The sequence below is a fragment of the Pseudomonas sp. NY15181 genome (genome assembly GCF_048068055.1).
In the GTDB taxonomy this organism is placed as follows: domain Bacteria; phylum Pseudomonadota; class Gammaproteobacteria; order Pseudomonadales; family Pseudomonadaceae; genus Pseudomonas.
In genome coordinates this window covers 224827-238709 of record NZ_JBLUPT010000003.1, presented here as the reverse complement: position 1 = coordinate 238709, position 13883 = coordinate 224827, and the positions used below count along the sequence as shown (strand labels likewise).

At 64.0% G+C, this 13883-nt stretch carries 16 protein-coding genes; 6 read left to right on the top strand and 10 right to left on the bottom strand.

Features of this window, described 5'->3' with window-relative positions; translation table 11 throughout:
* Positions 1-71 precede the first annotated feature (71 nt).
* The 4 genes from ACNFBT_RS09685 to ttcA form a co-directional block, all read right to left on the bottom strand.
* Positions 72-701, bottom strand: a complete 630-nt coding sequence (locus tag ACNFBT_RS09685) for an NlpC/P60 family protein (protein ID WP_416748743.1) — start codon at positions 699-701, stop codon at positions 72-74.
* Between the two features lie 69 nt (positions 702-770).
* Entirely contained in the window at positions 771-1535 is a 765-nt protein-coding gene (locus tag ACNFBT_RS09680) for an NAD-dependent deacylase (RefSeq protein WP_416748742.1), read from the bottom strand.
* A gap of 29 nt (positions 1536-1564) precedes the next feature.
* Positions 1565-2236: a DNA-3-methyladenine glycosylase I gene (locus ACNFBT_RS09675; protein WP_416748740.1), complete on the bottom strand. Its 672-nt coding sequence runs from the start codon at positions 2234-2236 to the stop codon at positions 1565-1567.
* Positions 2237-2256: 20 nt separating this feature from the next.
* Positions 2257-3084 carry a tRNA 2-thiocytidine(32) synthetase TtcA gene (ttcA, locus tag ACNFBT_RS09670; RefSeq protein ID WP_017522174.1) on the bottom strand — a complete coding sequence of 276 codons (828 nt, stop codon included), beginning with the start codon at positions 3082-3084 and terminating at the stop codon, positions 2257-2259.
* Positions 3085-3185: 101 nt separating this feature from the next.
* Here ttcA and ACNFBT_RS09665 point away from each other — a divergent pair, with 101 nt between their 5' ends.
* The 3 genes from ACNFBT_RS09665 (at position 3186) to ACNFBT_RS09655 (ending at position 5222) form a co-directional block, all read left to right on the top strand.
* A complete protein-coding gene (locus tag ACNFBT_RS09665) occupies positions 3186-3782 on the top strand; it encodes a DNA-J related domain-containing protein (RefSeq protein ID WP_416748738.1) in 597 nt (198 codons plus the stop codon).
* 160 nt (positions 3783-3942) lie between these two features.
* The gene (locus tag ACNFBT_RS09660) at positions 3943-4539 is read left to right on the top strand and encodes a Yip1 family protein (protein ID WP_416748736.1); all 597 of its coding nucleotides are present in this window, start codon (positions 3943-3945) and stop codon (positions 4537-4539) included.
* Between the two features lie 185 nt (positions 4540-4724).
* Entirely contained in the window at positions 4725-5222 is a 498-nt protein-coding gene (locus ACNFBT_RS09655) for a SprT family zinc-dependent metalloprotease (protein ID WP_416748734.1), read from the top strand.
* Between the two features lie 6 nt (positions 5223-5228).
* Here ACNFBT_RS09655 and ACNFBT_RS09650 read toward each other — a convergent pair whose 3' ends face one another.
* Entirely contained in the window at positions 5229-6410 is a 1182-nt protein-coding gene (locus tag ACNFBT_RS09650) for a CaiB/BaiF CoA transferase family protein (protein ID WP_416748732.1), read from the bottom strand.
* Between the two features lie 41 nt (positions 6411-6451).
* Entirely contained in the window at positions 6452-7591 is a 1140-nt protein-coding gene (locus ACNFBT_RS09645) for an acyl-CoA dehydrogenase family protein (RefSeq protein WP_416748730.1), read from the bottom strand.
* 145 nt (positions 7592-7736) lie between these two features.
* Here ACNFBT_RS09645 and ACNFBT_RS09640 point away from each other — a divergent pair, with 145 nt between their 5' ends.
* A complete protein-coding gene (locus ACNFBT_RS09640) occupies positions 7737-8201 on the top strand; it encodes a GNAT family N-acetyltransferase (RefSeq protein ID WP_416748728.1) in 465 nt (154 codons plus the stop codon).
* Between the two features lie 116 nt (positions 8202-8317).
* On the opposite strand, the gene ACNFBT_RS09635 is transcribed toward ACNFBT_RS09640, so the two are convergent.
* Positions 8318-9634 (bottom strand): OprO/OprP family phosphate-selective porin, encoded by a 1317-nt coding sequence (locus ACNFBT_RS09635; RefSeq protein WP_416748727.1) that lies wholly within the window; start codon positions 9632-9634, stop codon positions 8318-8320.
* A 299-nt stretch (positions 9635-9933) separates the two neighbouring features.
* On the opposite strand from ACNFBT_RS09635, the gene ACNFBT_RS09630 reads away from it, so the two are divergent.
* A complete protein-coding gene (locus ACNFBT_RS09630) occupies positions 9934-10848 on the top strand; it encodes a VTT domain-containing protein (RefSeq protein WP_416748725.1) in 915 nt (304 codons plus the stop codon).
* 146 nt (positions 10849-10994) lie between these two features.
* Here ACNFBT_RS09630 and ACNFBT_RS09625 read toward each other — a convergent pair whose 3' ends face one another.
* From ACNFBT_RS09625 to ACNFBT_RS09615, 3 genes are read right to left on the bottom strand one after another with little or no spacing between them, the layout of a single operon-like run.
* Complete coding sequence (locus ACNFBT_RS09625) at positions 10995-11234, bottom strand: zf-HC2 domain-containing protein (protein WP_416748723.1); 240 nt, start codon at positions 11232-11234, stop codon at positions 10995-10997.
* A complete protein-coding gene (locus tag ACNFBT_RS09620; RefSeq protein ID WP_416748721.1) occupies positions 11228-11839 on the bottom strand; it encodes an RNA polymerase sigma factor in 612 nt (203 codons plus the stop codon). The genes ACNFBT_RS09625 and ACNFBT_RS09620 overlap by 7 nt, the downstream gene beginning before the upstream one ends.
* A complete protein-coding gene (locus ACNFBT_RS09615) occupies positions 11839-12960 on the bottom strand; it encodes a beta-ketoacyl-ACP synthase III (protein ID WP_416748719.1) in 1122 nt (373 codons plus the stop codon). Before ACNFBT_RS09615 ends, ACNFBT_RS09620 begins: the two co-directional genes overlap by 1 nt.
* 408 nt (positions 12961-13368) lie before the next feature.
* On the opposite strand from ACNFBT_RS09615, the gene ACNFBT_RS09610 reads away from it, so the two are divergent.
* Positions 13369-13881, top strand: a complete 513-nt coding sequence (locus tag ACNFBT_RS09610) for an ankyrin repeat domain-containing protein (protein ID WP_416748718.1) — start codon at positions 13369-13371, stop codon at positions 13879-13881.
* Positions 13882-13883: the final 2 nt, after the last annotated feature.

The following is a 13883-nucleotide window of genomic DNA, read 5'->3' as shown; positions in this document are numbered from 1 at the left end:
CCCTGCGAAGGAATGCCATCACTTTGCACCGACAGTAACTTGAACGCAATACTTAAAGTAAAACTTTAAGTTTAGCGAGTCACCGTCTTGGGCTGGTAACCCGGCTCGAGTACGCGCTTGGCTTCCATGTAGCTCAAGCGCCAGTAGCTCTCGTCCAGGCTGTCCACCCGCACACCACCACCACGACGGCTGGCGGAGTGGATGAACTGACCGTCACCGATATAGATGCCGGCATGGCTCACCCGACCACGACCACGATTATTGAAGAAGATCAGGTCGCCCGGCTGCAGGTCTTCTTTCGAGACCAGCGGGACATCCATGGTGATCAACTCGCGCGTGGAGCGCGGCAGGTTGATGCCTGCTTCTTCGCGGAACAGATAGCCCACGAAGCCGCTGCAATCGAAACCAGTCCGTTCCGATTTCCCGCCGAAGCGGTACGGAGTACCGATCAGCGAGAACGCGCGATCCAGAATGTCGGATACGTGCGTGGTCGAACTGCCGTTATAGTTTTTGGCCCCCTCGTCCTGCGACTCATCCGCCTGCGTGACCTTATTCTGGTCAATCTGGAGAAAAGCGGCGCGGCTGGTCGGCGCTACGGCTACCTGGCTTTGCTGCGATTCCGGCGAATGGCTGGCACAAGCTGCCAGCAACAGAACGAAACTCATGGGCACGAGGGGTGCGAAGCGTTTAAGCATGGGCACGACCGTGTCTCATTAGTTCCATTTAGTAGCGGGATAATTTGCCCGCTCAATCGGCTCAATGCAAGTTTTTTATCGCGAAATGTGACTCAGCAGGCGCGGCATAATGTCTAAGGCTCGACCCACCATTCTTTCCGAGACCACCGAACTGAGGTCGGTCAGCCCCGGATTGACCTCCGCCGTGAAGCCTCCGGCAGCCCGCGTACGCATCACCGGCTCGATGATGTAGGGGAAGCTTGCGGTGGTTCCCACCAGCAGTACGGCATCGAATCCCTTGCGCAGCTCCGCATAGAGCGTGTCGATCGCCGCCTCCGGCAACATCTCCTCGAACAGCACCACCGGCGGGCGCAGCACGCCGCCACAGCGCGCGCATTTCGGCGGCAGCGGGCCCTCCAGGTGTTCGGCCAGCCCAGCGCCTTCCTGGCCGCAGGACTGGCAGTAGAGCGGCGCGAGTTCGCCATGTATCTCGATCAGGCGCTCCATCGGCGAGCCCGCGCGGCGATGGAAACCATCGATGTTCTGCGTCAGCACCCAGCACTCCGGCTTGCGCCGCTGCAGTTCAGCGATGGCCTCGTGGCCGGCGTTGGGCTGTGCGTTGAGGCAGGCCTTGCCCAACTCCGCCAGGTACTTCCAGCACAGCGCCGGGTTGTCGCGCAGCATCGGCCCGGAAAGCGCAGCCTCGATGGGCAGCCCTTCTTCCGTGCGACCGTTGTAGAGGCCACCCAGGCCGCGATAGGTGGGCATGCCAGAATCGGCGGAGACGCCAGCGCCAGTGATCACCAGGATGCGTTCGGCGCGGGCCAGTGCCGCGCCGGTGCGTTCGATCGCCGAGTCCATGCGCCCTCCTCCGCGGCCGGGCCGCGTCTTCAGTGATTGACCGTGTAAGACAGCATCATCGAGATGTGGCACAGAGGACGACCGCTTTGTTCCTGCCACTGGTTGAACGCGGCCTGCACCTGCGCCAGATCTTTCTGGCTGGTGGGTTTCTTGTCGACGATTTCCTGGGCCTTGAGCGCGGCGACCACGTCGTCGCTGAGGACGAAGGTGTCCTTGCCCGCCATCCGCAGCAGACGCGGCGCGGACATGCCGCCCAACTGATTGCCGCGCTTGGCCAGCAGCTTCCACAGACCGACGATGTCGCTCGCCGGCCAATTCGCCAACAGCTTGCCGAAGCTGCCGTATTCACGCGCGATGTCGAGAACCATCTGCGCGTTGCGCGGCACGCTCTTGAGCTTGCCCAGGTGGCGGATCAGCCGGGTGTCCTGCATCAGGTTTTCCAGGCGCTCGCCGCCCATCAGCACGACCTTCTCCGGATCGAAGCCGAAGAAGACTTCCTCGAAGGCCGGCCACTTGGCGTCCACCAGGCTGTGCTTGAGGCCCGCGCGGAAGATGCGCAGGCTGATCAGCGACAGATAACGGTCATCGCCAACCGCCGCCAGTTCTGCCGGCGTCTTGGGCTGCGGCATCCGGGCTTCCAGCGCCTCGACCGAGCCGAAGCGGTTCAGACAATACTCGTACAGCCACGGGTAATCGCGCATCGGGCGTCCTTGCGGAGGTCTTACAGATTCATCACATCGAGGAAGCGCGGGGTGGCGGTCTCGTCGATGCGCAGGCTGTTGAAGTCGAACAGGTTGCGGTCGGCCAATTGCGACGGCACCACGTTCTGCAGGGCACGGAACATGATCTCGGTGCGGCCCGGCGACTTGCGCTCCCAGTCCAGCAGCATTTCCTTGACCACCTGGCGCTGCAGGTTTTCCTGCGAGCCGCACAGGTTGCACGGGATGATCGGGAATTCCTTGAGCACCGAGTAGGCTTCGATGTCCTTCTCGTTGCAGTACGCCAGCGGGCGGATCACCACGTTGCGGCCGTCGTCGGAGAGCAGCTTGGGTGGCATGGCCTTGAGGGTGCCGCCGTAGAACATATTAAGGAAGAAGGTTTCCAGGATGTCGTCGCGATGGTGCCCCAGCGCCATCTTGGTCGCGCCGATCTCGTCCGCGTAGGTGTAGAGGGTGCCACGGCGCAGGCGCGAGCACAGCGAGCAGGTGGTCTTGCCCTCCGGGATCTTCTCCTTCACCACCGAGTAGGTGTCCTTCTCGATGATGTGGTACTGCACGCCGATGGACTCCAGGTACGCCGGCAGCACGTGCTCAGGGAAGCCCGGCTGCTTCTGGTCCATGTTCACCGCGACGATCTCGAACTGGATCGGCGCTACTTTCTGCAGGTACAGCAGGATGTCCAGCAGGGTGTAGCTGTCCTTGCCGCCGGACAGGCAGACCATGACCTTGTCGCCGTCCTCGATCATATTGAAGTCGGTGACCGCTTCGCCAACCTGGCGGCGCAGGCGTTTCTGCAGTTTGTTCTGGTTGACCGAAAGGGTGCTGGCCATGGTGCTCTGGAATCCGAAAGGCAAGACGAAAAGCCGGTCATTTTACGCGCAAAGCGCCCCATACCCCAGCCCCCTGATCGGCTCGCTGCTAATCTGACAGCATGACCCCCGACCTCGATCACAGCCTCGACCTCGCCGACCAGCTCCTCGAACTGCTGCGCGAAGCGCCTGAAGGACTCTCCGAATTCCAGCTGATTCAGCAGCTGAAGGCGCGGCATTCCACGCATGTTCCGAACCTTCCGCTGATCGACAAGCTGGTGCTGTTCCGCACCCACTTCCTGGTCTTCAACGCGCTCTACCGGCTACGCGACCGGCTCTGGGCGGAGAACACCGCGCACCTGGAAATTGGCCCGCTGCAGATCCGCCTCTCTCCTTATATGAGTGGCGCGCAGGCGCTCGGCGAGCAGGACGCCCTGCGCGCCTACTACCTCGACGAGAAGCATCTGAAGGAAACCACCGAGCGCGACGTGGAAAAGCTGCTGGAAAGCTTCTGGACGCGCATGCAGGGCAACGAGGAGAAGGCCGCCGCCCTGGCCCTCTTCGAGCTGGAGGACGGCCCGGTGGACTATGCGCTGATCAAGCTGCGCTACCGTCAGCTGGTCAGCCAGCACCATCCGGATCGCGGCGGCAGCACCACGCGGCTGCAATCGATCAACAAGGCGATGGAAATTCTGGAGCGCTATTACAGTCGCCCGTGAAACTTCCATTTGCTCTAAACCCACGGACGACGAGGCCTTTAGCCCTCCCTATACTGCGACTTAAGGTCGCATAGGTCGGCCGAGCACCGGATGACGCTGGCTACGCGTCTCCGGCGCTTCGCTGGGGGGCGACCTTCTATAAGAAGAGGAGAATGCTGACATGATCCATCATGTGTGGGGGCTCTTCACCCATCCCGATCAGGAATGGCAGGAAATCCGTGGCGAAGAAGAATCCATCAGCCACATGTACCTGACCCACGTCCTGATCCTCGCTGCCATCCCGGTCATTTCCGCCTACATCGGCACCACGCAGGTCGGCTGGGTATTGGGCAACGCGGGACCGGTCAAGCTGACAGCCGCCAGCGCGATGCAGCTGACCATCATGACCTATATCGCCATGCTTGCCGGCGTCGCCGTGATGGGCGCCTTCATCCACTGGATGGCACGCACCTATGACGCAGCGCCATCGCTGACCCAATGCGTGGTGTTTGCCGCGTATACCGCCACCCCGCTGTTCATCGGCGGCCTGGCGGCGCTCTACCCGCACCTCTGGCTGGGCATGGTCATCGGCACCGCCGCAATCTGCTACACCGTCTACCTGCTCTACGTCGGCATCCCGACCTTCATGAACATTCCCAAGGATGAAGGTTTCCTGTTCTCCAGCTCCGTGCTGGCGGTGGGGCTGGTGGTGCTGGTGGCGATGATCGCCCTGTCGGTGATCCTCTGGGGCAGCGGCGTCGGCCCGGAATACACCTGATTCGCACCCTTGAACTGAACAACCGGGCCCTCGTGGCCCGGTTTCTTTTTGGCTCTTCGTAGAAGCGGCACTTGCCTGAAACTCGCCCGGCTTGCCTGAACCTGCACCCCGGACGAGCGGGTGCGAGAAATCCTCCGCCCGCGCTTCGACTGCGGCATAATCTGCCCCCGTCGGAGAACCACTGTATGCCTGAACAGCTCAACGCTCGCGTCGAAGCCTGCTACCAGCAGGCCGAAGCCTTCTTCCAGCGGCGCTTTCCCCGCCCGGAAGTGAGCTTCCGGCTACGCGGCCAGAAGGCCGGCGTCGCCCACCTCGATGAGAACCTGCTGCGCTTCAACCCGCAGCTGTACCGGGAAAACCGCGATCACTTCCTGCTGCAGACCGTGGCCCACGAAGTGGCCCACCTGATCGCCCACCAGATGTTCGGCCCGCGCATCCGCCCCCACGGCGAGGAATGGCAGCTCATCATGCGCGGTATCTACGGCCTGCCGCCGGACCGCTGCCACACCTACGAGATCAAGCGCCGCCGCGCCACCCGCTACCTGTACCGCTGCCACTGCGGCGAGGGCAACGAATTCCCCTTCTCCGCCCAACGCCACAACCTGGTCGCCCAGGGCCGCCGCTACTACTGCCGGCGTTGCCGCGCGACCCTGGTGTTCACCGGCGAAACCCGCCGCGAGTGATATGGCTCAGGCGATGACTTTCGCCGCCTTCAGCGCGTCGACCTGCTCGGCTGAATAGCCCAGCCCCGCCATCACCTCCGCCGTGTGCGCGCCCAATGGGGCGCCGATGTGGCTCGGCTCGGGCAGACCGGCGGAGAAGCGGATCGGGCAGGCCATCTGCCGCTGCTCTCCCCCCTTGCCGTTGGGCACCTGCGTGACCACGCCACGCTCGCGCAGTTGCGGATGCTCCACCGCCTCGGACAAGGACAGCATCGGCTCGACGCAGGCATCCAGTGCGGCGAAGCGTTCCTGCCACTCGCTGAAATCATGCTTATCGAACTCGATGGCGATCTCGCGCTTGAGCGCCTGCTGGTCCTCCGGCTTGGGCGAGAGCCCGCGCGCGGCCAGCTCCGGGCGTCCGATGGCGGCACAGAACTGCTGCATGAACTGCGGCTCCAGGCTGCCGACCGAGAACCAGCGGCCGTCGCGAGTGCGGTAGTAGTCGTAGAAGCTGCCGCCGTTGAGCGCAAGGGATTCCATTTCCGGCTCGACCCCGGCCGCGAGGTACCCCGCGCCCGCCATGCCGTGCAGGCTGAACGCGCAGTCGGTCATGCTCACGTCGACCTGCTGCCCCTCCCCCGTCTGCTGCCGGTGGATGACCGCCGCCAGCAGCCCCATCACGCCATGCAGCGATCCGCCGCCGATGTCCGCCAGTTGCACGCCCAGCGGCAGCGGGCCGGTGTCGCGGCGGCCGGTGTAGCTGGCGACGCCGGCCAGGGCCAGGTAGTTGATGTCGTGCCCGGCGCGGTCACGGAACGGCCCGGTCTGGCCGTAACCGGTGATCGACACGTAGATCAGCTTCGGATTGATCGCCTTCAGCGCCTCGTAGCCGACGCCGAGCTTGTCCATCACGCCGGGGCGGAACTGCTCCAGCACGATGTCGTATTCCCGCACCAGTTGCTTCACCACCTCCACCGCCTGTGGCTGCTTGAGGTCCAGGCCGATGGAACGCTTGTTGCGGTTCAGGTAGGCGTGGCTGGCGGACGTGCCATCCACGTGGGGCGGCAATACGCGCACCAGGTCCATGCGTGAGGGCGATTCCACGCGCAGCACCTGGGCGCCCATGTCCGCCAGCAGCAGCGAGGCGAACGGCCCCGGCAGCAGGGTGGAGAAGTCCAGGATCTTCAGTGAGGCGAGCGGGCCGTTCATGGGCACTCCTGTTTCGCTCAATCGATACGTGGGGCCGCGCCTCAGAGCTTCATGCCGCGGCTGATGATCTCCTTCATGATCTCCGAGGTGCCGGCGAAGATGCGCTGGATGCGCGCGTTCGCGTACATCTTGCAGATCGGGTACTCCCACATGTAACCCCAGCCGCCGTGCAGTTGCACGCCTTCGTCGACCACCTTGCACAGCAACTCGGTGGTGAACAGCTTGGCCTCGGCGGCCACTTCCGGGGTGAGTTTCTTCTGGTTGTGGTCCATCACGCAGCGGTCGGTGAAGACCTGCGCCACGTCGATCTGCGTACGCATCTCGGCGAGCTTGAAGCGGGTGTTCTGGAAGTGCGCCACCGGGCGGTCGAAGGCCTTGCGCTCCTTCACGTAGTCGATGGTCGCGTTCAGCGCCGCCTCGGCGCCGGCCACTGCGCCGCAGGCGTTGGTCAGGCGCTCCTGGGCGAGCATGTTCATCAGGTAGAAGAAGCCTCCCTTGGCATCGCCCAGCAGGTTCTGCTTCGGCACCTTCACGTTGTTGAAGAACAGCTCGGCAGTGTCCTGGCTCTTCATGCCCAGCTTCTTCAGGTTGCGCCCGCGCTCGAAGCCTTCCATGCCGCGCTCGACCACGAACAGGCCCATGGCGTGCTTGTTCGCCGGATCAGTCTTGGCCGCGACGATGACCAGGTCCGCCAGCAGCCCATTGGAGATGAACACCTTGGAGCCGTTGAGCAGGAAGTAGTCGCCCTTGTCCACCGCCGTGGTGCGCATGCCGGCGAGGTCGGAGCCGGCAGACGGCTCGGTCATCGCCACCGCCAGGATGCTCTCGCCGCGGATGATCCCCGGCAACCAGCGGGCTTTCTGCTCGGCATTGCCGTACTCGGCGATATAGGGGCCGCAGAGCGCCGAATGCAGCGGAATCATGAAGCCCGGCTCGTTGATGGCGGCCAGTTCCTCACACATGATCTGTTCGTAGCGGAAATCCTTCAGACCGGTTCCGCCGTACTCCTCTTCCGCCCAGGGCAGCAGGAAGCCCATCTCCCCCGCCTTGCGCCAGACGCTGCGGTCCACCACGCCAGCCTCCTCCCACGCTTCCTGATGAGGCACCACTTCCTTGTCGAGGAAGGCTCGGAACGCATCGCGGAACAGGTTGTGCTCGGTCTCGAAGTGATTGCGCAGCATGGTCGACTCCCGGTGGGTTGAGTGCCCGCAGGGTATTTGCTGGCCGCGCGCGGCCTCAATGACACGAGCGCTCAGGGTCGATTGACGCAATCGGCCAGCGGATGCGAGGGTAATGCGTCCCACAGCGCCAGCGGAGAGCGCCCGCATGCAGATTCGCCCTTTCCAGGCGGGTGACTTTCCCGCGTATGAAAGCTGGTTCGCCGATCCGGTACTCAACGCGCAGCTGGGGCCGATGGACCGCGAATGGCTGCAACACGTGCTGGCCGATGCCGCGGTAGCGCAATACAGCGTCCTTCGCGGCGATGAACTGGTGGCGGTGGTTGGCATTTGCCTGCCGGCGGAAGCGCATCCCTACTACTTCATCACCGATCTCGCCGTCAGGCCGGAGCTGCGCGGCACCGGCGTTGGCCGTCAGGCCCAGGCTCTGCTCATGACCCACCCCGACCTGCAGGGCAGCACCCTGTGGCGCGCGGGCGTCATGCCGGACAACCCAGGGGCGCTGGCGTTCCTGGCTCGCCTGGGCTGGGCGCGCCGCGAACCGGACACCCCCTTCGACGAGCTGATCGAGTTCGAATTCCAACGGCAGCCGGCGGTGCCGAACTTCCGCTGAGCCAGACCTGTGGGAGCGAGCTTGCTCGCTCTTACGAAGAGCAATCCCGACACCCATAAAAAAACCCCCGCCGAGGCGGGGGTTCACACAAAGGAGTCAACGGTACTGCGTATTGCTTAGAACACGTACTGCAGACGGGTCACGACGCCATCGCCATCGTCGTCGCCGTTGGCATTGCGAATGCCGTCGGTGGAGACGTGAACATAGTCGAGGGAGACCTTCACGGCTTCGTTGGCGTACCAGTTCACACCGATGGTGTTGGTGCTGGCCTTGGTGTCGCCCACGTCGCGGGTAGCGGTGGCTACGGTCACGTTCGGGTCATCGACCTTGATGTGGTCATAGCGGTAGAAGACTTCCCAAGCGCCGAGCTGCTTGTCGGCCGGTTTGATGGTGTCGAACTTGGCGCCATCGAGCTTGTACACGCGGGACTCGCCGGTGATGGTGTAGGCCAGTTGGCCGTAGTAACCGTCAGCCTTGATGTCCTGGTAGGCATTGGCATCCGCTTTCAGCTTGCGGTCGAGGTATTCGGCCTGAGCGGAGAACGGGCCGAAGGCGTAGGCCAATTCAGCACCCCAGGTAGTGTCGTCCTTGTAGGAACCGGCCGGGCTCAGGGTGGCGCCGCCGAAGGTAGCGCGGTTGCCGTTGTCGCCAGCGTCGTTACCACCGTTGGTGGCCACGCCACGCATGCCCAGACGCGGACGGATGCGGGAGTCGAAGGCGGTGTCGTTCAGGTCGCGGTAGGCGTAGTCCACACCAACGTGCAGAACGTTGCCGTCGGTGTTCATCGGAGCGAACACGCCACGGAAGTTGAACTGCTTGACGCTGTCGCCGTCCTTGTCGTCGACGTCCTTGGAGTACACGCCCGCATCAACGTAGGCCATGTTGGCGATCACGCCGCCAACCTGGGCACCCATGCCGTCCTGGTGGGTGTTGATCCAGTCAGCCAGTTCGTAGGCCGAAGTACGCTCGGTAGCGGTAACCCACTTGGAGCTGGTGGCTTTTTCCAGGCCGAAGTCCGGGTCGAAGCGGCCGAACTTCAGAGTGACCGGAGCGAAGCCGACGTAGCTGAAGGAAGCTTCGTCGAAGTAACCGTTGTCAGCGTTACCCGAGTTGTGGGACATGTCGTAGTTGATCTGGTACTTCCAGTCACGGTACGCGGTACCGCCCAGTTCCAGGTAGGCACGACGGAAGTAGGCGGCGTCAGCCTCGTTGCCGTTCTTGGTGTAGAAACCATCGAAACGGCTGTAATCCGCTTGCAGACGGCCACCCAGCTTGAAGCTGAACTCTTTGTCGGTGGTGCCGACCTCAAGGCCGCCCTTGGTCTTGATAACGATATCGGCGCCATCGGTGGTGACTGTGCCTGCGAAAGCCTGGGCGGAAACGGCCAGTGCCAGGGCAGTGGCGGCGTAACCGGCGAAGTGCTTACGGATCATCGAAGATTCCCCTTAATGGTATTTAGCGTTGAACACGCCGAGTGCCTGGCTGCTGCGCGCCCCCCAAGGACTCGCACAGGCCGTTCTGGCGGCCCCCGTTTGTGTTGCTGGGAATCTTGGCGAGGGGTTATTTCAGATCAGTTGCTCGTAGATAAAACTTTTATTACAGAGGAACTTTTGATTTCCTTGAGTCATAAAGCTCCTAAGCCACGTCCGACTAGGTTTCGGACGCTTTCCGACCGTAGCTTTGGCGGTATGCTTCCACCTCCCCCTGAAAGACCTTGCCCTCAGGCTTTCCCATGCACGAACTGCAACCCCTGATCCAACAGCACGGTCTTTCCCTGCTGTTCCTCAACGTCCTGCTGGAGCAGCTCGGCCTGCCGATTCCTGCCTACCCGGCCCTGATCGTCGCCGGCGCCCTCGCCCTGCAAGGCAGCGGCGTGCCGCTGGGCGAAGCGCTGGCGGTGGCGGTCGTCGCCTGCCTGATCGCCGACTGCATCTGGTACTTCGCCGGCCGGCACTACGGCGGCTTCATGCTGCGCAGCGTGTGCAAGGTCTCGCTGTCACCGGACAGCTGCATCCGCCAGAGCCAGAGCCTGTACCTGCGCATCGGCCCGCGCGCGCTGCTGATCTCGCGCTTCCTGCCTGGGGCCAGCGCGCTGACCACCACAATGGCCGGCATGACCGGAACCCGCCTGCACCGCTTCCTGGGCTACGACTGCGCCGGCGCCGCGCTCTGGGCTGGCTCGGCCCTGATGATCGGCAGCATCTTCAGCGACGCGGTGGATTACGTGCTCGACTGGCTCAGCCAGTACGCCAGCCTCGGCGCCGCGCTGCTGCTGGGCGCCTTCGCCCTGTTCATCGCCTGGAAGCTCTGGCAGCGCTACAGCCTGCTGCGGCGCACCTCGCGGATTCCGCGCATCAGCGTCGACGAACTGCGCGCCCGAATCGACGCCGACCAGCCGCCGCTGATCCTCGACGTGCGTGCGCAGTTCGATGCCGAAGCGATCCCCGGCTCCATCCCCTTCGGGCTCGACGCACCGCTGGACGACTTGCGCGACAGCCTGGGTGATCGCGATGTAGTGATCTACTGCGCCTGCCCCCACGAACTCTCCGCCGCCATGCTCGCCGAGCGCCTGCAAGCGTCCGGACATCCGCGCGCGTGGGCGCTTTCAGGTGGGCTGGATGCGTGGCATGCGCAGGGGCCGGACTAGGCGCACGCAGGAACGGCCGCACAACCCCGAAACGTGTAGGAGCGAGCTTGCTCGCGAAGCGAGGCTTCCGGCGACTACGGTGTCAGGCAGGTTCGCGAGCAAAGACTGGGCGTTCCCCTCGGTCCTACGAAGAGCCGTGCGCGGATTCAGCGCCGCGAGTGATCCCGTCGCAATTCGGCGAGGTGCGCGGCGAGCAGGTCGGTGTCCGCGCCGGACTTCTCCGGCAGCGCGCGCAGGGTCGCCTGCGCCAGCCGCATCTGCCGCAGATAACGCCGGCAGTTGCGGCACAGCAGCAGGTGGCGCCGTAGCGCCAGCTTCTCGCGAAAGCCCAGTTGTTCGTCCAGCAGGTCGCTGGAGCGTGCCACCAGTTCCTTGCAGGTCAGCATTCCCCGGTCTCCTCGAAGTGCTCCAGCGTGGCGAACACCTTCAGCCGCGCGCGATGCAGCAGCACCCTGACATTGGAGAGCGAAACGTCCAGAAGATTACAAATCTCCTCCAGCTCCAGCCCCTGCCGTTCGCGCAGCAGCAGGACGCTGCGCTGCAGTTCGGACAGGCTGGCAAGGGTCTCTTCCAGGCATTCGCGCAATTCGTCCTCGGCCAGCAGGGCCTCCGGGGAGTCCTCGTGCCAGGCCAGCGGTGCCGGGCTCCAGTGGCCGTCCGCGGCGAAACGGGCGTCGTCGATGCTGCCGTGGGGTGCGGGCAGGTCGTCCAGGGAGACCTCCCGGCGGACCTTGCGCAGGCGGGACTTGGCGGTATTGGCGGTGATCGTCAGCAGCCAGGTCTTGAGGCTGGAGCGCCCCTGGAAGCCGTCGAGGTTGCGCACGGCGGCGAGCCAGGCGTCCTGCACCACTTCATCGGCCTGGGCACCGCCGACGATGGCGATGGCAACGGCACGCATCGCACCCTGGTAGGTGGCGACCAGGGTGCGGAAAGCCTGCTGGTCACCGGCCAGCAGGCGCGACAACAGTTCGCTGTCGTCGAGGGGCACCATCAGCGCTTGCGCAGGATCACGCTGCCGATGGAGTAACCGGCGCCGAAGGAACTCAGCACGCCGATGGAGCCAGCGGGCAGATCGTCCTGGTGCTTGTGCAGGGCGATCACCGAGCCGGCCGAGCTGGTGTTGGCGTAGGTGTCGAGGATCACCGGCGCCTCGTGGGCCTCGGCGTCGCGGCCGAGCAGCTTGCGGGTGATCAGCAGGTTCATGTTCAGGTTGGCCTGGTGCAGCCAGAAGCGCTTCACGTCGCTGACCGGGATGTCGTTCTGCGCCAGGTGCTCGCCGATCAGTTCGGCCACCATCGGGCAGACGTCCTTGAACACCTTGCGGCCTTCCTGCACGAACAGCTTGTCGCGCGCACCGATACCCTCTTCCGCGGCGCGGTTGAGGAAGCCGAAGTTGTTGCGGATGTTGTTGGAGAACTGGGTCAGCAGCTTGGTGCTCACCACGTCGAACTGGTGCTTGGAGGTGGCCTGGTCAGCGCGCTCGACGATTACCGCGGTGGCGGCATCGCCGAAGATGAAGTGGCTGTCGCGGTCGCGGAAGTTCAGGTGGCCGGTGCAGATTTCCGGGTTGACCATCAGGATGGCGCGAGCCTGGCCGAGCTGCACGCTGTTCACCGCAGCCTGCAGGCCGAAGGTGGCCGAGGAGCAGGCGACGTTCATGTCGAAGCCGAAGCCCTGGATGCCGAGGGCGGCCTGCACTTCGATAGCCACCGCCGGGTAGGCGCGCTGCAGGTTGGAGCAGGCGACGATCACCCCATCGATGTCCTCGGCGGTACGGCCGGCGCGCTGCAGGGCTTCCTTCGCCGCATGCACGGCCATTTCGCAGAGGATGCCCCAGTCTTCGTTGGAGCGCTCCGGAATGCGCGGGGTCATGCGCTGCGGGTCGAGGATGCCTTCCTTGTTCACAACGAAACGGCTCTTGATGCCGGAGGCTTTCTCGATGAAGCCGGAACTGGACTCGGCCAGGGGCTCCATCTCGCCCTTGGCAATGGCCTCGGCGTGCTGCTCGTTGTGACTGCGGACGTAGCTATTGAAGGATTCCACCAGTTCATCGTTGGAAATGCTGAACGGCGGGGTGTACAGGCCGGTTCCGCTGATCACGACTTTATGCACGGTCAATCCTCTTCAAGTATCGGGCCGCCGGACCAGGCGGCAAAGTTAGGCATCAAGGTGCCCGCACAGGGGCCGGCACTGGATATTCTGGGGCTCCGTGACATGGCGCGGAGTCCGGGGGTACGTAACAGGGCAGTTTGCCATCCCCCTTCGCAGGCGGCATCTTTCACCGCCCGGCGGTCCGCAGTGGCACCTTAGTACAACCACGGGGCACTGATTATGCTGCAATTTTCGGCAAAAAGTCGCCGGCAAAGCGTGGTGATTGCGCCACTTTCCGTAATAAGGCCTCGTACTGCCTGGCATGGCCCGATCGATTGAATTTCTGCAAGGGCACCATAGCCATGGCTGGCGCGCCGGAATCGGCGGCGGCCCGTATGCTTCACGCCATTGCCCAGGGAGACTGACAGGATGAGTGACATGCCCCGCCCGGAAATGGACGAACAGACACTGGAATTGGCCAACCAGGTGATCGATCTGGCTCGCCAGGGCGATACCGAGCGCCTCGCCACGCTGCTGCGCCAGGGCCTGCCGGCCAATCTGCGCAACCACAAGGGCGACAGCCTGCTGATGCTGGCCAGCTACTACGGCCACCATGACACAGCGCGACTGCTGCTGGAGCACGGCGCCGATCCGGAGCTGCGCAACAACGCCGGGCAGACGCCCCTGGCCGGCGCGGCCTTCAAGGGTGATCTGCCGATGACCCTCCTATTGCTGGCGCATGGTGCCGACGTCGAAGGTGCCTCGCCCGACGGTAAGACCGCCCTGATGATGGCGGCGATGTTCAATCGCCCGGAGATCGTTCGCTGCCTGCTGGCACATGGCGCCGATCGCGCGGCCCAGGATGCCAGCGGCCTGACGCCCCTGGCCGCGGCGCGGATGATGAACGCCGTCGATACGCTCGCCCTGCTCCAAGCGGCCTGAGC